This window comes from Halorubrum sp. SP3 (assembly GCF_005435195.1).
Lineage (GTDB): Archaea > Halobacteriota > Halobacteria > Halobacteriales > Haloferacaceae > Halorubrum > Halorubrum sodomense.
Genome location: NZ_SGTU01000010.1, coordinates 1 through 21,409 on the forward strand (window position 1 = coordinate 1; position 21,409 = coordinate 21,409).

Genomic DNA, 21,409 nt, shown 5'->3' on the forward strand with positions numbered 1-21,409 from the left:
CGAACAAGCTCTCAAACAGTGATCCCCGCGCCGTCATCGGATTCAACAAAGCAGACGTAGATGTATTCGCGATCCGCGATCTACGTACTTCGCTCGGCCTGATCGGTGCGCGAGGTACATAGAAATCGCTTGTGTTGTGGGTGGCGGCCACGGCGATTGTGGTCGATCCGTGGGTATCACTTCAACACGTGCCGGTTCAGTTACTCCAGAACGACGGGATCGGGACCCCGGCACACACGATGTGATATACATGAGCCGACGAACCAGTCTCAAGATCACCGACGAGCTCGAACGGCACCTCGAAAAGGCGAGCGAGACTGTGGCGAGCGGTCCGGATGATGGCCCACCGATGAATGTGGTAATTGACGCTGCGCTCGCTCACCTGATTCAATCAAAAGAAAACTTCCACAGAGCTCGTGAAGAGTTGGATCCAGTTACAGTCCAGCAGTTCAACACTGACGTGCTCGGGCTGCGATGCAGAACAAAAATAGAAAGCCGATGGAGATAGCGGCGTTCCGATTAGGCTGAGAGGTCTGCCGTCCCCTCAAAGATCACGTTCCCACTCGGATCGTGGATGAGCTGGACCGTTAGATCATCATTATCCGGGAAAGCGGGGCTTCCTTCGGTATAAGTTACTGTTTGACCAGTTTGCCAATCACCTGAGGCAACGGTTGTAGCATTCTCGTACCTTGTGCCGTCAACAGCTAAGACGAGATCGTCTATTGGAATAGCCTGCCCCCCCGTTTTGGTGATAGCAATCGTTGTATCAGATGAACTTTCGATATCGAAACTTGCCTGCGGCGCGGTGTCTCCTAACTGATCGCCGAGTCCGAGAACGAACGTCCCGATAACGGCCGCCAGGATGACGGTAATCGCGACCATGAGGATGACGCCGATGACGGGACTTACTGCCCTGTCGTCCGCGTTGGATTGGTTGCTTGGTTTCATAGTTTGAACCCAGCGGCCACCGACGAACGAGATCTCGGAGACCCGGGCGCCGTTATCGGCGCACGAGACAAATCTGCCCTCGTTCAGATCGGTTGCTGGTTACTTGTAAGGAAGCGGGACTGCCTTATGTACTTAATGGCATGAATATCAGCGGAGAAAATTGGACAGGTGGAATCAAATCCGTTGACGTAATTACAGTAGTCATGGAACCCACGGCTACATCTCTCTCCCGGACTTACAGCGATCGCGTGTATCCGGACCCGTGGGAGAAGGTCCTCGATTACCGTCGCGTCCGCGAGTACGCCGCCGAGAACCCGAACGCCGGCCGGGTCCGGGTCGGTCGCCCCACGACGCCCGTAAGGCGCGGGTGACGAAGTATCGGAACGACGGCGTCCCTCGGGGCGTCGTTTCGGACCAGCCCAACGCGAGCGAGGACGTTCTCGACAAGCACTACGACCGCGCTTCGGAGCGCGAGAAGGCAGACCACCGATGGCGGATTATACAACACTGAGCGTCACGCAAATTCAAGCCGATTACAGCGGGATAATCACGGGACTCAACTCTCGTCGCGCCCGTATCGTTCTCCCCGACAGATAGAACGGAGCAGAATGGTTCTATGGCCCTCTGGAAACGCAGCACGCTAAGCGGTGAAGACACGCGATAGATCGGTTACGGTCACGTGTGCGTATTGACCCATGATTTCACGGAACACGTCGATCCAGAGTAGTATATCTCTCCCCTCTGTCTCACTTCGCCAACTTACTCTGCTCGTCGTTTACCTCTCGGTAGTGGCGCTAACCACCGCTCACTTCGGAATACAATCACTCGCACGTAATGAATAACTATCTCCACCGAGATCCGTCCGGTAATCGGAGCCGCGAACGAGTCATCGCTTTACCGCAGGGTATGACTGAAAACCACAATGCGGTCTAATTGGGTTGATGACACACCACCCGAACACTGACGTCCTGATTGTCGGCGGTGGCCTCGCCGGGCTGAGCCTGGCGGGATACCTCCAGCGCCAAGGCGTCGAACCAACGATTATCGAGCGAGTACCCGAGTGGCGAGACGCGGGATACGGAATCGGGCTGTGGGAGGACGGCCTCACGGTCCTCGACGAACTCGGGCTCCTCGATGCCGCCCGTGGCCGAGCCGCCGATCCCCGTGGATTTGCGGTTCGTGCGGGGGGTGGCGAACTCCTCGCACGCGCGTCGCTTCCCCCTGCGCAGATACTGCTCCTGGTCATCCATCGCGCTGACCTCCATGCCGTACTCCGGGAGAACGTTCCGTCGGACTGGATTCGCATGGGGACAGCGCCCGAGGATATCACCGAGCACGCCGACGGTGTGACCGTCACCTTCGACGACGGGACGACTGACGAATTCGACTTCATCATCGGTGCTGATGGGGTTCATTCGGCTGTGCGCAGTCAGTGCTTTGACGACTGGAGGAAACGCGAGTCCGATACGTACGTGTGGTCGCTGTGGGCCGAACAGGACGCGGACGTGGGGCAGGATATGGTCAGTGTCTGGGGGCCGGGGAGTGAGGGGTTTGTCGCTCGGGTCGGCGACCGCGTCGGGTTCAACCTCGCCGCCCGCCTCGACAGTCCACCAGAGCCCCCCGGCCGTGCGGCGCTACGGAGACAGGCCGAGGCCATCGGCTGGCAGTTGCCAGCGCTTCTCGACGGCACCGACGACGAGCCGTTTTTCGACCGCATCCGCGACGTGACGTGTGAGCACTGGCACACCGACCGCATTGCCTTGATCGGTGACGCCGCGCACGCAGTCCATCCGATTTCGGGGATGGGTGCGTCGCTCGCACTCCAAGACGCGCGTGTTCTCGCCCAGGAACTCGCTACGTCTCGCTCCGATCGGCCGTCCGACGCCTTCGCTAACTTCGAATCTCGGCGGCGGGCGGCTGTAACACGCGTTCAGCGTATGGCACGCGTTGAGGCCGCGATCACGTTCCTCGAATCGGACTCTCTCCGACGTCTCCGCAACAGCATCGTCAAACACACACCCCTGTTTGATATGTTCATCAAGCGGCAAGCACGAAACGACTAGGGTCCGGGAGCGGCTCCTCTGACTGGCGCCTCCCGCATCGTTTGAGCCTCGGCGCACCAAGACCCCTCGTCACCAGTTTTCAAGGTATTGCTGAAATCACAACAGCGTAGAACTGTGAACTCGTAACAGCGTCGGCTACTCGTCTTCGAGAGCGTCGTAGATGTCCCGGTTCGAATCCCGGTCGCCGGCTGCGACCCGTCGAACCAGTTCCCGCCGGATATCCTCCATCACCTCGTCGAGCGGAGACGCTGTTTCCGCCCCTCCCTCGGTGGTCATACCTGAACGGACGCTTCGAGCGCCGTTAATCGTCGGGTCCGAAGAATCGCCGGTCAACCGATCTAGCCCGTAGTTGACGAGTTCGTCTCGCCGTTCGTCGATCTCACCGGCCAGATCCAGGTCTTCGGTACGGGATCGGAGATACTCGGTGGTTCCCTCCTCATCCATCGCCGCTTCGTCGGTTCCGAACGCCTTCAGAATCGCCCGCACTTCGTCGTCGTACTCGAACCGACACCCGTTGAGGAAGTAGAAGACGACCGTCGCGTTGAGCGCGGTTCGTTTGTTCGCATCGACCGAGGGGTGATTGGCGACGAGGAGCCGGAGGAGGTGATACGCCTTCTCGTGGATGGTGTCCGGTGCGGAACCGAAACTGCCCTCCTCGACGTAGTTCAACGCGAACTCGACGTCACCGGGGTTCCGAACACCGGGGGGAGTGTCGGGATACTCCGCGACGATGTCGTCGTGGATGGCGACGACATCCTCGACGGACGGGTACCACAACGAGTCGGTCATTCGCTCCAATCTCGATACTACACCGGTGTAGCTGTTGCTATGATGAGACGGGAGAGTGATGTCAGAAATCTCTTTTTTTCAGGACGCCAATCTCGACCGTCTCACGCCTGAAAGGTCTCGTCGTTCGACGGTCGAACCAGCGCCCGTCGCGCCAGTCTCGTTCTAATCGAATGACTGCGACGGGGTAGTGGCTTCTTTCAGAGGGAGAGCGTTACGATTTTGAACGAAAGTGCGGCTCATGTGTCGACTTTTCAGGATCGCGGCGGAACACTGCTCACACCCATGGACCTGACGGAGGGGGCAGTTCGGGAGATCTGTACTGACGCGGTTTTCGAACGCGGGGAGAGGTACCTCGCTGAGGACCGTATCCTCGATATCCATCGCATTGACACTACTGTAACCGCCGTCGTGAGCGGCAGCCGTCAGTACGACGTGCGTGTCGACCTCGCGGTCAACGGCTTCGACCCGTGGTGCGACTGCCCGTATACCGGACCGGAGGCGTGTAAGCACGTCGTCGCCGTGTTGCTTCGATGCGCGGACGACTGCCCTCCGGACGAGGGCGATCGGCTCGACGCCGCACTCGAGGCTGCCGACGCCGACGACCTGCGGGGGTTCCTCCGGGACACACTGGCGACCGACGCTGCCGTCCGCGAACGCTTCTTCGCCCGCTTCGGTGAGTCACCGACGCGATCGGTCGAGGATCTGCGCGCTGCGATCGACCGAGAGTTCGAGGAGACGAACCCCGACTACTTCGTCGTCTTCGAGCCGATCGACTTCTCGGAGTGGTTCGATCTCGCGGGCGAGTATCGCGATCAGGGGCGATACGCGTCGGCGGCAGCGGTGTATCGCGCCCTCGTCGAATCGCTCGACGAGAATATGGAGCGCGTCGACGGGGCGTACGACCACTTCTCGCAGCGGTTCACGCGAGCACTTGACGGGTACGTCGACTGCGTGGCGGCCGGCGATCCCGACGCTGAGGAGGCCGCCGACGCCGTCGCGTTTCTCGAGGACCGGACGACATCCGGAACGCCGTTGCTCAGCGAGCACTTCGAGCGCGCAGCGACGGAGTTGGAGGACACGCTCGCTGAGCGGCGAGATCGGTAATCCTTCGCCATCCTGCTTTTTGCCGCGCTTCAGTCGTTCGCTCTCCGAGCGCGGCGATGACGTCGTCGATCGTGTAGAGACCGAAATCATCGCGCTCGGCGGCAGCCTCGCGGATGCTGTCCGTGAGTCCCCTCCGAGAGAACAGCGCGCATTGGACGGTCCGCGTGCCACCGCCCGACGGCTCCCACCGGAGTTCCTCGACGTGCGTCTTCAGCGAGGCCAACGCGCTGTATTCGAGCGGCGACTCCCGATACATACACTCGCCGACGACGAGCGCGTCTTCGTCGGTGAGCCCGGTCGCGTTCTTCGGCTGTGAGACCGACCCGTGGCGCACCGCCTCGTCGATCGTCGCGTCGCGGAGCAGACGGCTGCGAGAAGACCCCGCTGACGGGGGGGTATTCCATGCGCCGCTACGTCCCACGGAGCACCCGCCACTTCGCGGCGACGAACCCCGCGAGGATGAACACGAAACCGGCGACGGTCGCGGGGGTCACTTCCTGCCCGAGCACGAGCCAGCCCGCGAGCGCCGCGAACACTGGAATCACGTACTCGATGAAGCTCATCTCGATCGGCCCGAGGTCGTCCAGCAGCGTGAAGTACAGGAGGAAGCCGCCGGCGCCGGCGACCGCGGAGAGGTACGCGACGGCGGCGAGCGCGGACGGCGTCCACGTGGCGGTCGCGAACGACTGCCCGGGGAGCGCGAGCACGGCGGCGTGGAGGACGACCGCGCCGACGGCCATCATCCAGGCCTGTGTCGAGAGGAACGGCATCGACGGCGATCGGCTGTGGGTGACGACCGCGGCGACGGCGAACGCGAGCGCGGAGGCGAGCACGAGCGCGACGCCGAGGACGCTGTCCGCGAGGTTCGTCGGGTCGGGATCGGCGATAACCACGACGCCGACGAACCCGAGCGCGACGCCGAGCGCGGTGGCGGCGGTGAACTCCTCGTCGGTCGAGACGAGCCGCGTGAGCGCCGGGGTCACCACGGGGACGAGGCCCAACAGCACCGCGGCGACCCCGCCCGTGACGTACCGCTGGCCGGCGAACAGGAACGCGTGATGGGCGCCGATGATGAGGGCCCCGCCGACGAGCACGTAGACGTAGTCGTCCCGCGTCCGGGGGCGGATGTCCACGCCGGCGACGAGCACGGCGGCGAACAGCAGCACGGCAGCGACGTCGAAGCGCACGGCGGCGAACGGGACCGCGGGGAGGTCCGCGAGGCCGACGTCCGTCGCCATGAACGCCGTCCCCCACACTGCGCACAGCAACAGAAAGCGGCCGGCCGTCCGGGAGCGACTCATTCACGCGGAGGTCGCCGCCGACGGCGAAAGACCCGTCGAACCGCGCCGGTTCTCCCAGCGCCGGCTGCGTGTAGCCGACGGCTTGAGATACGCTCTGACGGTCTCGGTTCCACTCTCAACGCGACCGAGAGCGGATTCTCCGGCCCTGTCCGTCGCCCCGACGCAAGCGCCGACTGCCAACTCGGGAACCCGAACTTCACTTGGGGCACAGACGTAAGCTTCTGGCCCGGCAATGGGTGGTATGGCTGATTCCGATACCGCCGCCGACGCGACGCCTGTCGAGACGACCGAGTGGGAGGGTGGATTCAGTTGGATCGCGTATCCCGACGAGGACGCGCGCCGCGCGAGCCACGCACTGACGACGGGCGCCGGCGTCTGGCTCGTCGACCCGGTCGACGTCGACGGACTCGACGCGCACCTCCGCGAGGCGGGAGACGTCGCCGGCGTCGTCGTCCTTCAGGACCGACACACGCGCGACGCCGCGGCGGTGGCGCGTCGACACGACGTCGCCGTGTCCGTGCCGGAGGGAATGTCGCTCACCCGCGAGAAGCTCGACGCGGACGCGGAACCGACCGGCTCGGCGCTCGCCGGGTCCGCGTACGAGGTTCACGAGCTCCGACTGGACGACGACTGGGAAGAGGCCGTCCTGTGGAACGACGACCGCTCGACGCTGCTCGTCCCCGAGACGCTCGGGACGCTCCCGGCGTTCCGGGACGACGGCGACGCGCTCGGGGTTCACCCCGCAGTCGAGGAGTCGCCACAGGGACTGGCGGAGTGGGATCCCGGCCACCTCCTCGTCGGCCACGGCACGAGCATCCACGAGGGCGCGACGGCGGCGCTCACGGCCGCGCTCGGACTCGACTGACGGCGACCGGAAGGCGACCCTCGTTCCGTCCAGAACCGAGACACGCTAACACACGACATATACGTCTGCGAGCCCGACTGCGCGTAGATGCGGGTCGATCCACGAACCGCCCTGCGACGGCTCTACAGGAAAGTAACCCCCATGGAACTCACAGGACAACAGATCAGAGAGTATGACCGACGTGCGATAGACAGCGACACCACTGAGACAGCAACATTTGGCCTCGGCTGCTTCTGGGGGCCGGACGCCCAGTTCGGCGCCCTCGACGGCGTGGTCCGCACCCGCGTGGGCTACGCCGGCGGGACCTCGCGCGACCCGACGTACCACTCGTTAGGGAACCACACCGAAGTGTTCCAAGTCGAGTTCGATCCCGACACGATCACCTACCGAGACCTGCTGACACGGGTCTTCGAATCCCACAACCCCAACCACCAGACCGGAAACACGCAGTACCAAAACGTCGTCCTCACGGCGACGGCGGCCCAGCAGGCGACCCTCGACGAGTTTCTCTCGTCACGAGGGCTCACTGCCGACGGGATCGGCACACGGATCGAGCAGCTCTCGCGGTTCTCCCCGGCCGAAGACTACCACCAGAAGTACAAGCTGCGGTCCGTCTCCTCGCTTATCGACGCGTTCGACGCGGCGGGATACGACGACGAAGCGTTGCGGGAGTCACCCATCGCCGCCAAGCTGAACGGCTATGCCGCTGGACACGACGTCGCGGTGGTCGAAGAGCTCCCGGCGTCCAGGTGACGCCGTCGGCCGTCGGTTCTCACGGCGCGACCGATGTCCGCAGATGACACAGGCTTTCCGTATGGCACTCCTTGTGTCCGTATGTCGATAACTACTGGCGATTCGGTGACGCTCGAGTACACCGGCAAACTGGACGATGGGACCGTGTTCGACACCTCCAAGGAGTCAGTCGCCGAGGAAGCGGGCCTCGCCGAGGCCCAGCCCGACCGCGAGTACACGCCGTTGACGGTCGAGGTCGGCGGCGGTCAGGTCATCGAGGGGATGGAGGAGGGACTCCTCGGGTTGGCGGCCGGCGAGACGGACACGCTGACGATCCCGCCGGAGAAGGCCTACGGACAGCCCAGCGACGAGAACGTCGAGGAGTTCGACACCGACGAGCTCCGGGAGATGCTCGGCGGCCAGCTGCCCGAGGAGGGCGCGTACCTCGAGGCCCAGGACGGCAGCCAGGGCGAGATCGTCCACGCGGACGAGGACGTGATTCGAGCGGACTTCAACCCGCCGCTCGCCGGTGAGACGCTGACGTTCGACGTCGAAATCGTCGAGGTCAACTGAGCCCGCCCCGTCCGCTTCGCCCGCCTGACGGGACTACCCGTGAAACCGGTACAGCGACGTGACGTACGGGAGCCGGTTGAGCATCCAGATCGCCACCGGCAGGCCCACGACCGTGACCGCGAGCGCCGACGCGACGTTCGCCCACAGCAGGCTCAGCCACCAACCGACGAGGACGAAGTAGATCCCACGCACGACGAGCGACCGCTGGCCTCGCGCCGAGTCCGGGTCCGAGAGCGACCGCGGCTCCGCGAGCGTGAGCACCGTCGGCACGAGGTTGATCAGCTTGACACCGACGGGAAGCAGCACGACCGTGACCGTGAGCAGCCACGCGACGTTGACGACGATCGGCGTCGCCCACCAGCCGACGAAGACGAACCACAGCGCGCGAACGAGCAGGGACCGTTGTGCCATTGCTCGGGATAGACGCTCAGCGGGGAAGCCCGTGTCGCCGGTCGCCGTCGCCGCGAATCCCTCGACCAGGAGCGATACTGGACTTCGCGGCGACGGCCGCCCCGAATGCGTTTCTCCGGTAGCGTGTCCGGGGCGACCACCGCGAGGCACCCCGACCGACCCCGTCCGTTTCAAGACGCTCGCCGACGTGTTGTTCGTATGGAACTGACGCCGGGCGTACACGGGCTCCCGTTACAGGTATCGATGGACGACCGCGAGGCGACGTTCAACGCGACCGCCGTCGAGACGCCGCAGGGACTCCTCCTGATCGACGCCGGCCTCCCCGACACCGCGGACGTCCTCGAGGCCGCGCTCGACGACGAGGGGTTGCGCCTCGACGACGCCTGGGGCGTCCTCGTCACGCATCAGGATCCGGACCACGCCGGCTGTCTGGCGGCCGTCGTCGACCGGACCGACGCCGTGGTCTTCGCGCACGAGACGGAAGTGCCGTACCTGGAAGGCGACAGGGAGCTCGTCAAATCCAGCGCGGAGCGACCGCTGTCGATCGACCCGACGACGGTCGACGTCCGCCTGACGGGGGGCGAAACGTTCGCGACCGCCGCGGGGCCGATGGAGGTGGTCGCGACGCCCGGCCACAGTCCGGGGCACGTGTCGGCGCACTTCCCCGACGCGGAGCTGCTCGTCAGCGCCGACGCGCTCAACGTCGTCGACGGCGCGCTCGTCGGGCCCCGGCCCGAGGTGACGCAGGACCTCGAGACCGCGTGGGAGAGCGTCGAGACGCTCGCCGATCTGGCCGTGACGCAGACGTTCTGCTTCCACGGCGGCCGCGTCGCCGCCGGGACGGACCGCATACGGGAGCTAGTAGCCGACCGGTAGCGGGCGGGCGAGGCGGTCGCGGTCATCGTCACCGTCGAACCAGCCGACCCAAACCGACTTGCGTAGGGGGCGCGTCGCTCCGCCCATGCCCGCCTCACAGTCCGGACCCACGAGCCTCGAATTCGGCGTCCTCGGCACCGCGGGGATCGCCCGCAAAGCGGTGATCCCGGCGATCGCCGCGAGCGACCACGCGGTCGGCGCGGTGGCGTCGCGGGACGCCGACCGCGCGGAGCGGTTCGCGGCCGAGAACTCGATCCCCCGCAGCTACGGCTCCTACGAGGCCCTCCTCGACGACGACGCGCTCGACGCGGTGTACGTCCCGCTCCCCAACGGCCGCCACGCCGAGTGGACGAAACGCGCCGCGGACGCCGGGTTGGACGTGCTCTGTGAGAAGCCGCTCGCCGCCGACGCGGACGAGGCGCGTGACGTGGTCGACCACTGCGACCGACGTGGCGTCACGCTGATGGAGGCGTTCATGTACCGGTACCACCCCCGCACCGAGCGCGCCGTCGCGCTCGCGGCGACCGAGCTCGACGACGTCCGCACGGTGACGGCCACCTTCCGCTTCCCGCTGTACGACCGCCCGAACGACGTGCGACTCGACCCCGAACTCGCCGGCGGGTCGCTGATGGACGTCGGGTGTTACCCCGTCTCGCTGGCCCGGACGGTCCTCGGGACGCCGGACCGGGCGTACGCCCACGCCGGCGACACCCGGGACGCCGGGGTCGACACCGAACTCGCGGGCGTGTTAGCGTACGACGACGGTCGCTCGGCGCGGGTCGCGTCCGGCTTCGACACGCAACTGGTTCAGCGGTACCGCGTCGACGCGACGAACGGCTGGGTCGAGGTCGAGCGCGCGTTCGACGCCCCAACCGACGAGCCGGTGGAACTGGAGTACGAGATCGACGGGCGCCACGGCGTCGAGACGTTCCCGGCGGTCGACCAGTACCGGCTCCAAGTCGACCGCTTCGCCGAGCGCGTCGCCGACGGGACCGCCCCTCTGACCGATGGCGAGGAGGCGATCGCGAACATGGAGATCATCGACGCGCTCGCCGAGAGCGCCGCCGACGGCGCCCCCGTCGACCTCTAAGCGGGGGCGTCGGACCGCAGCCTCCGGGGTTTCAGTCAGTCCGTCCCGAGCGCCGCCACCTCGCTCACCGGTCGATCCCGCCCTCGCCGTCGATGACGTCGCGGACCTCTTCCCGAGTCGTCACCGCGAGGTCGCCGTCGGTGGTGCGTTTCAGCGCCGCCGTCGCGGATCCCCACCGGAGGGACGCGGCGAGGTCCCCGCCCCGAAGCCGCTCCGCGACGAAGCCGGCGACGAACGCGTCCCCGGTGCCGATCGCGTCGAACGTCTCCGCCTCGTACACGTCCTGCTCGTACACCGAGCCGTCGTGGAGCGCGACCGCCCCCTCCAGCCCGCGGGTGACGACCACCGTGTCGAACCCGAACTCCGTGGCGAGCCCGTGTGCGATCTCGACGGCGTTGCCCTCGCGATCGAGCACCTCGCGGGCGTCGCGCCGCGGGACGAACAGGGTATCGACGCGCTCGAACAGGTCCTCGTACGCCGCCCGCGCCGTCTCCGAGTCCCAGAGCTTCGCCCGGTAGTTCAGGTCGAACGAGCGCGCGGTCCCCGCCTCGCCGGCGGTCTCCAACAGGGCGGCCGTCGTCTCCGCGGCGGCCGCCGAGAGGGCGGGCGTGATCCCCGTCGTGTGGAACCACTCCGCGTCTTCGACCGCCCCCGTCGGAAGCTCCTCGGCCTCGACGGTCGTGATCGCCGCGTCGGCGCGGTCGTAGATGACGTTCGTCCCCCGCGGTTCGCCGCCGTGCTCGAGGTAGTACGTCCCCACTCGGCTCGTCTCCGCGTCCGCCCACGCGACGCCCGGCCGGACGCCGTGGCTCCGCAGTTCGGTCACGATCCGTCGGCCGAGCGGCGAGTCGGGGAGCTTCGAGAGCCAACGGGTGTCGGCGCCGAGTCGCGCGGCCCCGACCGCGACGTTGCTCTCCGCGCCGCCGGCCTGGACGGTCAATTCGCGGGTCGTCTCCAGCCGCTCGCCGCGCGGCGGCGACAGCCGCAGCATCGTCTCGCCGAACGTGACGAGGTCGGTCATCGACGCCACCCCCCGCCGCAGGTCTCGAACCGGTTCATATCGGATGCTACTCTCGCCCGAATATAAGAGGGGGTGATCGCCGTCGACCGTCGATCGGGGGATCCTCGCGTCCCCCGTGTCGCGGCACCAGCCCGCTCCGCTCCGTGTCGTGGCACCAGCCCGCTCCACCTCGTGTCGCGACGATCGCCCGCTCCGTGTCGCGACGATCGCCCGCTCCGTGTCGCGACGATCGCCTACTCCGCGTCCTCGCGCGCCCGGTAGTCCGGCAGCGTGTCGTCCTGCATCACCGCGCCGCGGCCGCCGTCGACGAGCAGCGCGGCCCCCGTGACGAAGGCGGCGTCCTCGCTCGCGAGGAAGGAGACGGCACCGGCGACGTCGGCGGGCGTGCCGATCCGGCCGGTCGGGTGGATCGATTCGACTTCTTCGAGGCGTCCCTCCGGCAGCTCGTCTCGCGTCCGCTCGACTTCGACCCAGCCGGGAACGACCGTGTTCACCCGGACGCGGGGACCGAAGTCTACCGCGAGCGACCGCGTCATGCCGTTGATACCCGCCTTGACGGCGTTATAGGGGAAATGCGCCGGCATCGTCGCGTACGCGTGGTTCGACGAGACGTTCACGATCGCCCCGCGGTCCATGTGTTCGAGGGCGGCCCGCGCGGCGAGCCAGTACGCGCGGAAGTCCGTCTCGACGACGAACGCCCAGTCGTCGAGCGTCGCCTCGTCGGCGGCCGTCTCCGTCTGGACCCCGGCGTTGTTCACCAGCACGTCGACCGAGCCGTAGCGCTCGGCGGCCGCCTCCGCGAGCGCGGCAACGTCGTCCGGGTCGCGCATGTCGGCGCGGACGAACGTCGCGTCTCCGGTCTCCGGGTCGTCGCCCGACTCGCCGCCGTTCCGATCCGCGATCCGCTCGGCGACGGCCTCCCCCGCCTCCTCGGAGCGCCCGCTGACGACGACGTTCGCCCCCTCGGCGGCCAGTCGCTCCGCGATCCCGGCGCCGATCCCGCGGGTCGATCCCGTGACGATCGCGGTCTCGCCGGCGAACCGTCCGGGGACCGCCCCCTCGGTCGGCGACTCGGGACGGCGGGTCATCGGTTCCTCTCGCGTCGCCGGGTCGTCGGTCCCTCTCGCGTCGCCGGGTCGTCGGTCCGCCCCGCTCGCCGCGATTCGGTCTCCATCGGGATCACCACTCCGCGACGGAGCCGTCGTCGTGGCGCCAGACGGGGTTGTGCCAGTCGACGTCTTTCTCGGCCTGCTCGCGCACGTGTTCCTCGTCGATCTCGATACCGAGCCCGTCGCCGCCCGGGACGTCGACGAAGCCGTCGCGGTACTCGAACACCGACGGGTCCGCGAGGTAGTCCAACACGTCGCTCGTCTCGTTGTAGTGGATGTCGAGCGACTGCTCCTGGATCAGCGCGTTCGGCGTGCAGGCGTCGACCTGGATGCAAGAGGCGAGCGCGATCGGGCCGAGCGGGCAGTGCGGCGCGACCGACACGTCGTACGCCTCGGCCATCGACGCGATCTTCTTCAGCTCGGAGATCCCGCCGGCGTGGGAGACGTCCGGCTGGATCAGGTCCACCGCGTCCGCCTCGAGTATCTCCTTGAAGTCCCACCGCGAGTACATCCGCTCGCCGGTCGCGATCGGGATCGTCGTCGACGCCCGGATCGCCGGCAGCGCGTCGTTGTTCTCGGGCAACACCGGTTCCTCGATGAACATCGGGTCGTACGGCTCCAGCGCCGCGGCGAGCCGGCGAACCATCGGCTTGGCCACCCGGCCGTGGAAGTCGACCCCGATGTCGACCTCGTCGCCGACCGCCTCCCGGACGGCCGCGATCCGGTCGGCCGAATCGGCCACCGCGGCCGGGGAGTCGATCGACTCTAGCTCCGCAGTCGCGTTCATCTTCAGCGCCGAGAAGCCGGCGTCGACCTTCTCGCGGGCGGCCTCGCCCACGTCCGCCGGCCGGTCCCCGCCGATCCACTGATAGACGCGGACCCGGTCGCGCGCCCGGCCGCCGAGCAGCCCGTGGACGGGCGCGCCGAACTGCTTCCCCTTGAGGTCCCACAGCGCCTGGTCGACGCCGGCGATGGCGCTCATCAGCACGGGGCCGCCGCGGTAGAAGCCGCCGCGGTACATCGCCTGCCAATGGTCTTCGATCCGCGTCGGGTCCTCGCCGAGGAGGTAGTCGTCGAGCAGCTCCTCGACGGCCGCGACGACCGTGTGGGAGCGTCCCTCGACGATCGGCTCTCCCCAGCCGACCCTCCCGTCGCTCGTCGTGAGCTTCAGAAACAGCCAGCGAGGCGGTACCTCGAACAGCTCGTAGTCGGTGATGTGCATGGTGAGTTCGGTAACTCCGAACCGGTCCGACCGTCGCGGGACTCGCGCGCCGTCGGTCGCCGCCGGCGTCCGACGCGGACCGGTCCGTCGCCACGGTCGTAGTTGCCCGTCCCTCACTTAAATAGCGGGTGTGTGCGGCCGCGCCGCGGGCGTCGACGCGACCGCGACACGCCCCGATTTAAGCCCCCGCGGCGAGCAGGGGAACGCATGCGAACCGACCGACTCGACCGGATCACGGACGGCGGAGTGATCGCGATCCTCCGCGGCGTGGCGCGGGACGACGCCGTGGCGGTCGCGGACGCCGTCGTCGACGCCGGCGTGACGGCGCTCGAGGTAACGGCGGACACGCCGAACGCGACGGCGTCGATCGAGGCGATCGCCGACCGCGTCGACGACGCGCTGGTCGGCGCCGGGACCGTCCTGGACGCGGAGACCGCGCGCGCGGCGCAGCTCGCCGGCGCGGAGTTCCTCGTGACGCCGACCGCGAACCGCGAAGTGATCCGGACGGCGAACCGCTACGGAACGCCGATCGCGGTCGGCGCGTACACGCCGACCGAGGCGCTCTCGGCCTTCGAGGCCGGCGCCGACCTCGTGAAGGTGTTCCCCGCGAAGACCGGCGGTCCGGACCACGTCGCGGCGATCGGCGGCCCGCTCCCGCAGGTCCCGCTCGTCCCCACCGGCGGCGTGGACGCGGACAACGCGGGCGACTACGTCGACGCGGGCGCGGTCGCGGTCGGCGTCGGCAGCGGGATCGTCGACGGCGAGGCGATCGCCGCCGACGACTTCGACGCGATCCGGGCGAATGCGCGCGCGGTCCTCGACGCCGTCTCCGCCGCGCGGGAGTGAGGGGGACGCTCGGGAGCGCTCGGCGACGCTCGCCCGGCTCGCGTCGCCCGTTCGAGCGTCGTCTCGGCCGGGTCGTCGCCTACCGCGCCGGCGAGCGGCTCTCGTCCGCGGCGTCGGGCGACGACGACCGCACCGCGTCCCAGCCCCGGAGACAGGCCTCACAGAGGTAGTACGCGAACCCGTCGACGTCTCGATGCGTGAGCGAGGCGTCGATACCGCATCTCTCACAGTTCATAGCCGCCCACTACGTCAAGACGGGTATATGTCTTCTGCTCGGAGTCAGACCTGTGATAATTCATCACGGAACCGACGAAACGGAAGTTCCGGCGACCGCGCGGTCGACACGCCCCCGCGCGGCGCCTACCGCAGCGCGTCGAGGCCGAACTCGAAGGCCGCGACCGGCACCTCAAGGTCGTGTTCGACGAGCACCGCGGGGTGGAGCTCACCGATCACGCCGACGCGCTCGCCGTCGATCACGGCGGCGGCGGCGCGGCCCTCGATGAACGAGGGGTGTTCGGTCCGCGGGGTCTCCAGGTCGGCGTCGAAGTCGTTACAGAGCGCCTGGAGCCGCCCCTTCGCCGCCTCGTAGGAGGCGTCGCGCCGGGCGACCGCGCCGGCGACGTGGCGGAACTCGGCGACGTTCGTGTCCTCGGCGTCGTCGCGCTCGGCCACGAAGCCGACCTCCGCGACGTCCTGCGGGTAGGCGTTGTGGGTGTTCCGCTCCAACAGCATGACGAGCGAGGGGAGCGCCCACGTGCGCAGCTGGGTGTACTCCTCGCTGTACGGCTCGGTGATCTCGACGGGGTCGCCGCCGCCGAAGACGCCGGCGCTCGCGTTCGGCTCGCCCGCGTCGGCGACCGCGGCGCCGCCGGTCCCCGGCTCGATCCGCATCCGGTCGTAGTTCTCGGTCCCGCTCGTCATGTGGAAGTTCAGCAGGTCCTCGAAGCCGAGCCCCACGAGGCTCGTCCGGACCGCGTCCTCTAACCGCGAGCGCTCGTGGCGCCCGCCGACGGTGCCCACGTCGGGGTAGCGGGGCTCCAAGTTGTCGAAGCCGTACGCGCGCCCCACGTCGTCGACCAGGTCGAGCGGGTGGAGCACGTCGACGCGGTACGGCGGAATCTCCACCTCGTAGGACACATCCTCGTCGAGGGTGTAGGAGGCGTCGAGGCCGGCGCGCTCGAAGCAGTCGACGACCTCCTCCGGCTCGAACTCGACGCCGAGCAGCGTCTCGATCCGGTCGTGCGAGACGGTCTTCTCGTCGACGTCGAGGTCGGGACGGACCAGTTCGCGGCCGTACTCGCTCGGGTGCGTCGCGCCGTCGGCGTAGTTCACCTCGACCGACTCGATCGTCGCCCCGCGGGCCGACAGCGCGTAACAGATGATGTTGCACATCCGGTCTATCGTCCACTGGTCGGTGCCGGTGAGCTCGACGAACAGCTCGCGCGAGCCGGTCGTCACCTCGGTGCGCTTCCCGTTGATCACCGGCGGGAACGAGAACAGCCCGAGCTCGTCGTAGATCGCGGGATACCGGTCGAGATCCGTCACGAGGTCCGCGTAGGTCGTCCCCGTGTCGTGTTCCGCCAAGACCTCGTTCGGGGTCAGCTCGTCGTTCGCGTCGAGCGGGACGAACGTATCCCCGTCGGGGTCGACCCCGCGGTAGGTGATCGACGGCTCCGCGCCCTCCTGGAGCGGCGCGCCCTTCACCATCGCGAGGTCGTGGATCCCGATCGCGCCCTTCGCGCGGCCGCGGCCCATCGTCGCGTGGAGCTTCTCCTGGAGCTGGATCAGAGACTCCAGCGCCGCCTCGTCCATATCGAGGCCGCGGACCACGGCGCCGGTGACGTACGGGCGCTCGTCCGGAACCGACTCGTCGACCTCGATGGTCCACTCGGGGTCGTTCGTGTTCGGGACGTAGACGCCGCGGGCGTCGCCGTAGTGGTACCGAAGCGAGCGGGCGACCCCCTCGACGGAGAGCCGGTCGAGTCGGTCGGGCGCGAACTCGAACTGGAACATCCCGTCGTCGGTCTCTCCCTCGAACTCCAAGCCGAGCCCGAACAGGTCGGTTTTGAGTTCATCGTCGTCCTTCTCCTCGTGGCCGGTGAGCTCGCGGAGCTCGTCGGGGTCGACGTCGACGACGGGCATCAGTAGCTCACCTCCGCGTTCCGCAGGAAGTCGATGTCGGCTAAGGTTCCGTGGAGGTCGCGGATGTCCTCCGCGCCGGTGGTGAGCATCGCCAGCCGTTCAAGGGCGAGCCCCCACGCCATCACGTCGCAGTCGACGCCGAGCGGGCCGGTGACCTCCTCGCGGAAGACGCCCGAGTTCCCGATCTCGATCTCCTCGCCCGTCTCCGGGTGTTCACCGAACAGCTCGAAGGAGGGCTCGGTGTAGGGGTTGTAGTGGGGCTTGAACCGGATGTCCGTAATTCCGAACTGCCGGTAGAACTCCTCGAAGGTGCCCATCAGGTCGCGCACCGAGAGGTCCTCGGCCATCACCCACCCCTCGATCTGGAAGAACTCCAGGAGGTGCGTCGGGTCGAGGGTGTCGTTGCGGTACACCTTCTCGACCGAGAAGTAGCGCTGCGGCGGCTCCAGTTCGGCGCCCGCGACCCCGGAGAGGTACCGCATCGACAGCGACGTGGTGTGGCCGCGAAGCGCGACCTCCCGCGCGAAGTCCTGCGACCACGGCGAGTGGTAGCCGTCGCCGTCCTCGCCCCACCCGTCGCGGTGGGCCGACTCGACGCGGTCGATCAGCTCCTCGGGGATCTCCTCCATCGGGTCCACGTCGAGCGCGAACCGGTCCCAGTGGGTCCGCGCCGGATGGTCCTGGGGCATGAACAGGCAGTCGTTGATCCAGAAGTCGGCGTCGGCGTGGGGGCCCTCCATCTCCGAAAATCCCATCCCGACCAGCACGTCCTTCACGCGGTCGGCGGTCCGGCGGAGCACGTGTTTCCGGCCGCCGCGGGCCGTCTCGGCCTCGGCCTCGACGTTGTACTCGGCGAACTCGGCGTCGCGCCACTCGCCGCTGGCGAGGAGTTCCGGCGTGAGCGCGCCCACCGTCTCGGTCGCCTCGACGCCGGTCATCAGCGCGTCGACGCCGTCGTCGGTGAGCGTCACCGTCCGGGTGACCGACTCCGCGACCGCGAGCAGTCCGCGCGAGTCGAGCCGGTCGATCACCGCGCCGTCGACGTCGAGGTCGCTCGCGTCGAGCGCCGCCCCCTCGCGGTCGGCCTCCGCGAGCGCCGCGAGCGCCCTCGCCTCCGGGTCGGCGTCGAGGTCGGCGTCGGGGTCGACCGAGAGCTCGCCGCCGTCGACGCTCCCGAACCCCTTGCGCGCGAAGTTCGCGAGCGCGATGTCGACCTCGGGCCCGTCCAGGTCGGCCCCGCCGATGACCGCGCCCATCGAGGCCGGTTCGGCGTCGGCGCCCGCGTCGAGGCCGGCTCGGTAGAGCCGGGTCTCTGGGAGTCCCTCGTCGACGTAGCTCCGCCCCTCGTCGGTGAGTTCGAGGCTCTCGTCGGTCACCGAGGCGACCTCGACGAGCCCGTCGTCGGCCAGGTCGAAGGCCGCGCCCGCGACCGTCTCCGGCTTCAGGTCGGTCGCCGCGGCTATCTCCGCCACCGTTCGGTCGTCCGTCGCGCTCGCGGCCTCGAGGACCGCGAGCTGTCGTTCCGGGAGTCGCATTCGAGTTGTCTCTACACGCGTGCGGCTGGTTGGTAACGGTTCCGGGACCGAGACGCGCCGCCCGTAATCATTTTTGATAAATTAACCGATCGGTTTATGACTCGTACTCGTGTGAGAACGACTATGAGTAGCGTAACGGCCGGCTCGGACGGATCCGGTTCGGTTCCAGAGACGGCGCGCGTCCGTCACGGCGGCAGCGGCCCCAGTCCCAGCCTCGCCGTCGTCGAGGCGATCGCGGAACTCGTCGGCGTCGCCCCCGCCGACTTACGCGAAGAGGGCGTGGTGCTGTACGACTACGTCGACCCCGACGCGCTGAACGCGCTCGTCACCGACCGCTCCGACGCCGACGTCGACGTCTCGCTCATCGTCGCGGGCTACGAGGTCCGCGTCGGTCCCGACTCCGCCGTCGCTCGGCGGTCGGGGAACTGAGTCGACGCCGGCGACTCGACACGACCCGATCCCCCTGCTACCCTTCGTCCGACGCCCGTTCGCGGAGCCGCGCGATCCGGTCACCGAGCGGCGGTTGAACCTCGAACCACGTCGACCAGTCGCCGGTTTCCGGCTCGACTCCGCGGCGCTCCGCGACGCGCTCGAACGCGTCCGCGACGCGCTCGGCCCCGACCGCGTCGGCGGCGCGGGCGTCCGCCGCGTACTGGACCCGGCGGCCGGCCCAGAAGGAGACGACACCCACGGCGACGACGGCGGCGAACCCAGACTCGAACGGGACGAGCGCCGTGACGACCGCCGCCAGCGCCGCCAGCACGCCCCCCACGGCGACGGCGCGGAACTCGGCGTAGTACGTCGCGGCCCGGCCGGCCTCTGCCGCGAACAGCCCGATCGCGACGTCCTCGTCGAGGTCCGTTAGCACGTCTTCGGTCAGAAACAGCACCCGTCGACGAGGCGGGCCTCGAATCCCGACCTCCGCCGGACCGGTGGCCGCCGATCCGCTCCCGTCGCTCGCCTCGCCGTCGCCGGACCCCCCGACCGACTCGATCGCGATCCGGTCGACGTCGAGCCCGCCCGGCTCCGCCAGCGCCGCGATCTGCGCGCGCTCCGCGTCCGTCGGCTCCCGAAGGTCCCGAAAGCGGTCGGCGGCGTACAGCGGACCCACCGCGACCGCGAGCGCGGCGAGGACGGCGACGACGAGAACGAACGCGACCCTGATCATCGCTCTCGACGACGGCTCGGCCCGGCTAAAAGGACGCGGTGTCGCGACGCCTCCCGGCAACCCCGACGCCGAGCGAACTCGCCTTCGGTCGACGCCCCGCGCGCCCGTTCGCGGCTCACTCCGGAACGCGTCGCGCCAGCGCCCGGACCGCCGCCGCGGCCTCGCTGTCGGGCGCGGCGGCCGCGATCGGCCGTTCCGCCTCGACGGACCGAGCGACCCGGGGATCTGCCGGCACCACCTCGACCGGGGCGCCGAGCGCGTCGCCGATCGGCTCGACGGGCGGCGGCTCGGTCACTCGGTTGACCGCGCAACCGACCAGCCCCGCGTCGAGCTCGCGCGCGAGCTCCCGGGTCCGGATCGCGTCGGCCAGCGCGAACGCCCGCGGCGAGACGACGAGGAGGCAGGCGTCCGCGACCGCGAGCGGGACGCCCGCGTCGGCGCGGCGCCCCGCGGGACAGTCGAGGACGACGGTGCCGAACTCGCGTTCGACCGCCGCGACCGCTTCGCTCAGCCGCACCAGGTCGGCCGCCCGCGCGCCGGCAAGCGTCCGCCCGCACGGAACGACGTCGACCGGTCCGGGCCGGACCGTCTCGATCGGGTCCGCCGCGCCGGCGAGCACGTCGTGGAGGTCCGGGCCCCGTCCCCCCGGGAGGTCGGCCATCCCGAGGTCCGCGTCGACGACGACGCCGTCGAGTTCGGCGGCGACGTTGTACGCGAGCGTCGTCTTCCCCACGCCGCCCTTTCCGCCCGCCACGGCGAGGATCACGCCAGCGCCTCCAGCGCTTCCGTCGGCACGTCGCTCTCTTCAGCCCGTTCCGCCAGCGCCGCGGCGCGGTCCCGGACCGCCTTCAGGCGTTCGGCGTCGGCCGCGACGCGTTCGTCGAGCCGTCCGAGCGCGTCGAGACCGCCGCCCTCCTCGACGACGTCGGTCGCCGTCGCGAGATCCGCGTCCGTCAGCCGTTCCGCCCGCTCGACCCGCGCCTCGACAGCCGCGAACCACGCGTCGAGCTCGCCGGGACCCGCCGCGCTCGGCCCCGGTTCGTCGGCCGCCGGTCGACCGAGACCGTTCCCGTCCGCCGACCCGTTCCCCTCGGCGTCTCCGTCGGCCTCGCTTCCGTCTCGATCGGTTTCGGCCGCGTCGTCCTCGGCCTCGTTCCCGTCTCGCTCCGTCGCTTCCACGTCGCGATCGATCCCCTCGCCGTCGCGGTTCCGCTCGCTCTCCGAGCCGGCCGCCGCGCGCCGCGGTGGGCGGTGATCGTCGAGGTCGCGCACCGCCGCCCGCGCGACGTCGTCTCCGGCTTCGATCGCCCCGGAACCGTCGTCGTCGACCGGTCTCACAGGCTCGACGCTCGCGAGCTCGACCGGCGGCTCGACCGGCTCAGCGAGCGCGGCGAAGCCGAACGCCGCCCGTTCGCCCGGGTCGATCACCGCGGTCACGCCCGCGGCGTCCCACCCCGCCTCGGCGACGCCGCCTCGCCGCGGCGGGAGCGCCGGGGCGTCGAGCCGGCTCTCGATCCGGACCCGCCGCGGGACTGCGCCGTCGTTTCGCACCCGGCATCCGACGAGCGAGGCGTCTCCCTCCCGGTCGACGGACCAGTCGAGTTCCATGGGTCG

At 68.7% G+C, this 21,409-nt stretch carries 23 protein-coding genes and 2 pseudogenes; 12 read left to right on the plus strand and 13 right to left on the minus strand.

Features of this window, described 5'->3' with window-relative positions:
• The first annotated feature begins 250 nt into the window (after positions 1 to 250).
• A complete protein-coding gene (locus EXE42_RS20780; RefSeq protein WP_137706372.1) occupies positions 251 to 508 on the plus strand; it encodes a hypothetical protein in 258 nt (85 codons plus the stop codon).
• An 11-nt stretch (positions 509 to 519) separates the two neighbouring features.
• Here the strand turns inward: EXE42_RS20780 and EXE42_RS09050 are convergent, their stop codons facing one another.
• On the minus strand, positions 520 to 948 hold the full coding sequence (locus EXE42_RS09050; RefSeq protein ID WP_137706373.1) for a type IV pilin: 429 nt from the start codon (positions 946 to 948) through the stop codon (positions 520 to 522).
• 203 nt (positions 949 to 1,151) lie between these two features.
• Between EXE42_RS09050 and EXE42_RS18550 the strand changes: the two genes are divergently transcribed.
• The 3 genes and pseudogenes from EXE42_RS18550 to EXE42_RS09060 all read left to right on the plus strand — a co-directional run bounded on the left by EXE42_RS18550 (position 1,152) and on the right by EXE42_RS09060 (position 3,011).
• Complete coding sequence (locus EXE42_RS18550) at positions 1,152 to 1,319, plus strand: hypothetical protein (RefSeq protein ID WP_158293700.1); 168 nt, start codon at positions 1,152 to 1,154, stop codon at positions 1,317 to 1,319.
• A pseudogene (locus EXE42_RS20785) lies at positions 1,286 to 1,459 on the plus strand (site-specific integrase); the annotation flags it as partial. The gene EXE42_RS18550 and the pseudogene EXE42_RS20785, both read left to right, overlap by 34 nt.
• Before the next feature lie 430 nt (positions 1,460 to 1,889).
• Positions 1,890 to 3,011 carry an NAD(P)/FAD-dependent oxidoreductase gene (locus EXE42_RS09060; protein ID WP_092919589.1) on the plus strand — a complete coding sequence of 374 codons (1,122 nt, stop codon included), beginning with the start codon at positions 1,890 to 1,892 and terminating at the stop codon, positions 3,009 to 3,011.
• 423 nt (positions 3,012 to 3,434) lie between these two features.
• Here EXE42_RS09060 and EXE42_RS20790 read toward each other — a convergent pair.
• Positions 3,435 to 3,800, minus strand: a pseudogene (locus EXE42_RS20790) (type II toxin-antitoxin system death-on-curing family toxin); the annotation flags it as partial.
• Positions 3,801 to 4,082: 282 nt separating this feature from the next.
• Here EXE42_RS20790 and EXE42_RS09070 point away from each other — a divergent pair.
• Positions 4,083 to 4,904, plus strand: a complete 822-nt coding sequence (locus EXE42_RS09070; RefSeq protein ID WP_092919591.1) for an SWIM zinc finger domain-containing protein — start codon at positions 4,083 to 4,085, stop codon at positions 4,902 to 4,904.
• Positions 4,905 to 5,314: 410 nt separating this feature from the next.
• On the opposite strand, the gene EXE42_RS09080 is transcribed toward EXE42_RS09070, so the two are convergent.
• Positions 5,315 to 6,205: a DMT family transporter gene (locus EXE42_RS09080; RefSeq protein WP_137706374.1), complete on the minus strand. Its 891-nt coding sequence runs from the start codon at positions 6,203 to 6,205 to the stop codon at positions 5,315 to 5,317.
• Positions 6,206 to 6,446: 241 nt separating this feature from the next.
• Between EXE42_RS09080 and EXE42_RS09085 the strand changes: the two genes are divergently transcribed.
• The 3 genes from EXE42_RS09085 to EXE42_RS09095 all read left to right on the plus strand — a co-directional run bounded on the left by EXE42_RS09085 (position 6,447) and on the right by EXE42_RS09095 (position 8,375).
• Complete coding sequence (locus EXE42_RS09085; RefSeq protein ID WP_137706375.1) at positions 6,447 to 7,070, plus strand: hypothetical protein; 624 nt, start codon at positions 6,447 to 6,449, stop codon at positions 7,068 to 7,070.
• A gap of 141 nt (positions 7,071 to 7,211) precedes the next feature.
• Positions 7,212 to 7,823, plus strand: a complete 612-nt coding sequence (locus tag EXE42_RS09090) for a peptide-methionine (S)-S-oxide reductase (protein ID WP_137706409.1) — start codon at positions 7,212 to 7,214, stop codon at positions 7,821 to 7,823.
• 81 nt (positions 7,824 to 7,904) lie between these two features.
• The gene (locus EXE42_RS09095; RefSeq protein ID WP_137693963.1) at positions 7,905 to 8,375 is read left to right on the plus strand and encodes a peptidylprolyl isomerase; all 471 of its coding nucleotides are present in this window, start codon (positions 7,905 to 7,907) and stop codon (positions 8,373 to 8,375) included.
• A 33-nt stretch (positions 8,376 to 8,408) separates the two neighbouring features.
• Here EXE42_RS09095 and EXE42_RS09100 read toward each other — a convergent pair whose 3' ends face one another.
• Positions 8,409 to 8,786 carry a YccF domain-containing protein gene (locus EXE42_RS09100; protein WP_092919599.1) on the minus strand — a complete coding sequence of 126 codons (378 nt, stop codon included), beginning with the start codon at positions 8,784 to 8,786 and terminating at the stop codon, positions 8,409 to 8,411.
• 198 nt (positions 8,787 to 8,984) lie between these two features.
• Here EXE42_RS09100 and EXE42_RS09105 point away from each other — a divergent pair, with 198 nt between their 5' ends.
• Both EXE42_RS09105 and EXE42_RS09110 read left to right on the plus strand, forming a co-directional pair.
• Positions 8,985 to 9,662 carry an MBL fold metallo-hydrolase gene (locus EXE42_RS09105; protein ID WP_092919601.1) on the plus strand — a complete coding sequence of 226 codons (678 nt, stop codon included), beginning with the start codon at positions 8,985 to 8,987 and terminating at the stop codon, positions 9,660 to 9,662.
• Positions 9,663 to 9,747: 85 nt separating this feature from the next.
• Positions 9,748 to 10,752, plus strand: a complete 1,005-nt coding sequence (locus EXE42_RS09110; RefSeq protein ID WP_092919603.1) for a Gfo/Idh/MocA family protein — start codon at positions 9,748 to 9,750, stop codon at positions 10,750 to 10,752.
• A 64-nt stretch (positions 10,753 to 10,816) separates the two neighbouring features.
• Here EXE42_RS09110 and kdgK1 read toward each other — a convergent pair whose 3' ends face one another.
• From kdgK1 to dgoD, 3 genes are all read right to left on the minus strand, one after another.
• The gene (kdgK1, locus tag EXE42_RS09115) at positions 10,817 to 11,773 is read right to left on the minus strand and encodes a bifunctional 2-dehydro-3-deoxygluconokinase/2-dehydro-3-deoxygalactonokinase (protein WP_137706376.1); all 957 of its coding nucleotides are present in this window, start codon (positions 11,771 to 11,773) and stop codon (positions 10,817 to 10,819) included.
• A 233-nt stretch (positions 11,774 to 12,006) separates the two neighbouring features.
• Complete coding sequence (locus tag EXE42_RS09120) at positions 12,007 to 12,861, minus strand: SDR family NAD(P)-dependent oxidoreductase (RefSeq protein WP_137706377.1); 855 nt, start codon at positions 12,859 to 12,861, stop codon at positions 12,007 to 12,009.
• A 91-nt stretch (positions 12,862 to 12,952) separates the two neighbouring features.
• Positions 12,953 to 14,104, minus strand: coding sequence for a galactonate dehydratase (gene dgoD / locus EXE42_RS09125; protein ID WP_137706378.1), 1,152 nt, complete (start codon positions 14,102 to 14,104; stop codon positions 12,953 to 12,955).
• Between the two features lie 207 nt (positions 14,105 to 14,311).
• On the opposite strand from dgoD, the gene EXE42_RS09130 reads away from it, so the two are divergent.
• Complete coding sequence (locus EXE42_RS09130; RefSeq protein WP_137706379.1) at positions 14,312 to 14,950, plus strand: bifunctional 4-hydroxy-2-oxoglutarate aldolase/2-dehydro-3-deoxy-phosphogluconate aldolase; 639 nt, start codon at positions 14,312 to 14,314, stop codon at positions 14,948 to 14,950.
• Between the two features lie 79 nt (positions 14,951 to 15,029).
• On the opposite strand, the gene EXE42_RS18555 is transcribed toward EXE42_RS09130, so the two are convergent.
• The 3 genes from EXE42_RS18555 to EXE42_RS09140 all read right to left on the minus strand — a co-directional run bounded on the left by EXE42_RS18555 (position 15,030) and on the right by EXE42_RS09140 (position 18,627).
• Positions 15,030 to 15,185 (minus strand): hypothetical protein, encoded by a 156-nt coding sequence (locus tag EXE42_RS18555; RefSeq protein ID WP_158293701.1) that lies wholly within the window; start codon positions 15,183 to 15,185, stop codon positions 15,030 to 15,032.
• A 125-nt stretch (positions 15,186 to 15,310) separates the two neighbouring features.
• Positions 15,311 to 17,092, minus strand: coding sequence for a phenylalanine--tRNA ligase subunit beta (pheT, locus tag EXE42_RS09135; RefSeq protein ID WP_137706380.1), 1,782 nt, complete (start codon positions 17,090 to 17,092; stop codon positions 15,311 to 15,313).
• Positions 17,092 to 18,627 carry a phenylalanine--tRNA ligase subunit alpha gene (locus EXE42_RS09140; protein ID WP_137706381.1) on the minus strand — a complete coding sequence of 512 codons (1,536 nt, stop codon included), beginning with the start codon at positions 18,625 to 18,627 and terminating at the stop codon, positions 17,092 to 17,094. Before EXE42_RS09140 ends, pheT begins: the two co-directional genes overlap by 1 nt.
• Positions 18,628 to 18,750: 123 nt before the next feature.
• On the opposite strand from EXE42_RS09140, the gene EXE42_RS09145 reads away from it, so the two are divergent.
• Positions 18,751 to 19,056, plus strand: coding sequence for a HalOD1 output domain-containing protein (locus EXE42_RS09145; RefSeq protein WP_092919615.1), 306 nt, complete (start codon positions 18,751 to 18,753; stop codon positions 19,054 to 19,056).
• Between the two features lie 37 nt (positions 19,057 to 19,093).
• Here the strand turns inward: EXE42_RS09145 and EXE42_RS09150 are convergent, their stop codons facing one another.
• The 3 genes from EXE42_RS09150 to EXE42_RS09160 all read right to left on the minus strand — a co-directional run bounded on the left by EXE42_RS09150 (position 19,094) and on the right by EXE42_RS09160 (position 21,403).
• Positions 19,094 to 19,795, minus strand: coding sequence for a peptidase (locus tag EXE42_RS09150; RefSeq protein ID WP_092919617.1), 702 nt, complete (start codon positions 19,793 to 19,795; stop codon positions 19,094 to 19,096).
• Between the two features lie 115 nt (positions 19,796 to 19,910).
• Positions 19,911 to 20,561 (minus strand): chromosome partitioning protein ParA, encoded by a 651-nt coding sequence (locus EXE42_RS09155; RefSeq protein WP_137693957.1) that lies wholly within the window; start codon positions 20,559 to 20,561, stop codon positions 19,911 to 19,913.
• Positions 20,558 to 21,403, minus strand: a complete 846-nt coding sequence (locus EXE42_RS09160; RefSeq protein ID WP_092919621.1) for a hypothetical protein — start codon at positions 21,401 to 21,403, stop codon at positions 20,558 to 20,560. The genes EXE42_RS09155 and EXE42_RS09160 overlap by 4 nt, the downstream gene beginning before the upstream one ends.
• Positions 21,404 to 21,409 lie beyond the last annotated feature (6 nt).

Coding starts and splice junctions, on each gene's coding strand:
- EXE42_RS20780 (WP_137706372.1), top strand. CDS start 251: ATGAGCCGACGAACCAGTCTCAAGATCACCGACGAGCTCGAACGGCAC.
- EXE42_RS09050 (WP_137706373.1), bottom strand. CDS start 948: ATGAAACCAAGCAACCAATCCAACGCGGACGACAGGGCAGTAAGTCCC.
- EXE42_RS18550 (WP_158293700.1), top strand. CDS start 1,152: ATGGAACCCACGGCTACATCTCTCTCCCGGACTTACAGCGATCGCGTG.
- EXE42_RS09060 (WP_092919589.1), top strand. CDS start 1,890: ATGACACACCACCCGAACACTGACGTCCTGATTGTCGGCGGTGGCCTC.
- EXE42_RS09070 (WP_092919591.1), top strand. CDS start 4,083: ATGGACCTGACGGAGGGGGCAGTTCGGGAGATCTGTACTGACGCGGTT.
- EXE42_RS09080 (WP_137706374.1), bottom strand. CDS start 6,205: ATGAGTCGCTCCCGGACGGCCGGCCGCTTTCTGTTGCTGTGCGCAGTG.
- EXE42_RS09085 (WP_137706375.1), top strand. CDS start 6,447: ATGGCTGATTCCGATACCGCCGCCGACGCGACGCCTGTCGAGACGACC.
- EXE42_RS09090 (WP_137706409.1), top strand. CDS start 7,212: ATGGAACTCACAGGACAACAGATCAGAGAGTATGACCGACGTGCGATA.
- EXE42_RS09095 (WP_137693963.1), top strand. CDS start 7,905: ATGTCGATAACTACTGGCGATTCGGTGACGCTCGAGTACACCGGCAAA.
- EXE42_RS09100 (WP_092919599.1), bottom strand. CDS start 8,786: ATGGCACAACGGTCCCTGCTCGTTCGCGCGCTGTGGTTCGTCTTCGTC.
- EXE42_RS09105 (WP_092919601.1), top strand. CDS start 8,985: ATGGAACTGACGCCGGGCGTACACGGGCTCCCGTTACAGGTATCGATG.
- EXE42_RS09110 (WP_092919603.1), top strand. CDS start 9,748: ATGCCCGCCTCACAGTCCGGACCCACGAGCCTCGAATTCGGCGTCCTC.
- kdgK1 (WP_137706376.1), bottom strand. CDS start 11,773: ATGACCGACCTCGTCACGTTCGGCGAGACGATGCTGCGGCTGTCGCCG.
- EXE42_RS09120 (WP_137706377.1), bottom strand. CDS start 12,861: ATGACCCGCCGTCCCGAGTCGCCGACCGAGGGGGCGGTCCCCGGACGG.
- dgoD (WP_137706378.1), bottom strand. CDS start 14,104: ATGCACATCACCGACTACGAGCTGTTCGAGGTACCGCCTCGCTGGCTG.
- EXE42_RS09130 (WP_137706379.1), top strand. CDS start 14,312: ATGCGAACCGACCGACTCGACCGGATCACGGACGGCGGAGTGATCGCG.
- EXE42_RS18555 (WP_158293701.1), bottom strand. CDS start 15,185: ATGAACTGTGAGAGATGCGGTATCGACGCCTCGCTCACGCATCGAGAC.
- pheT (WP_137706380.1), bottom strand. CDS start 17,092: ATGCCCGTCGTCGACGTCGACCCCGACGAGCTCCGCGAGCTCACCGGC.
- EXE42_RS09140 (WP_137706381.1), bottom strand. CDS start 18,627: ATGCGACTCCCGGAACGACAGCTCGCGGTCCTCGAGGCCGCGAGCGCG.
- EXE42_RS09145 (WP_092919615.1), top strand. CDS start 18,751: ATGAGTAGCGTAACGGCCGGCTCGGACGGATCCGGTTCGGTTCCAGAG.
- EXE42_RS09150 (WP_092919617.1), bottom strand. CDS start 19,795: ATGATCAGGGTCGCGTTCGTTCTCGTCGTCGCCGTCCTCGCCGCGCTC.
- EXE42_RS09160 (WP_092919621.1), bottom strand. CDS start 21,403: ATGGAACTCGACTGGTCCGTCGACCGGGAGGGAGACGCCTCGCTCGTC.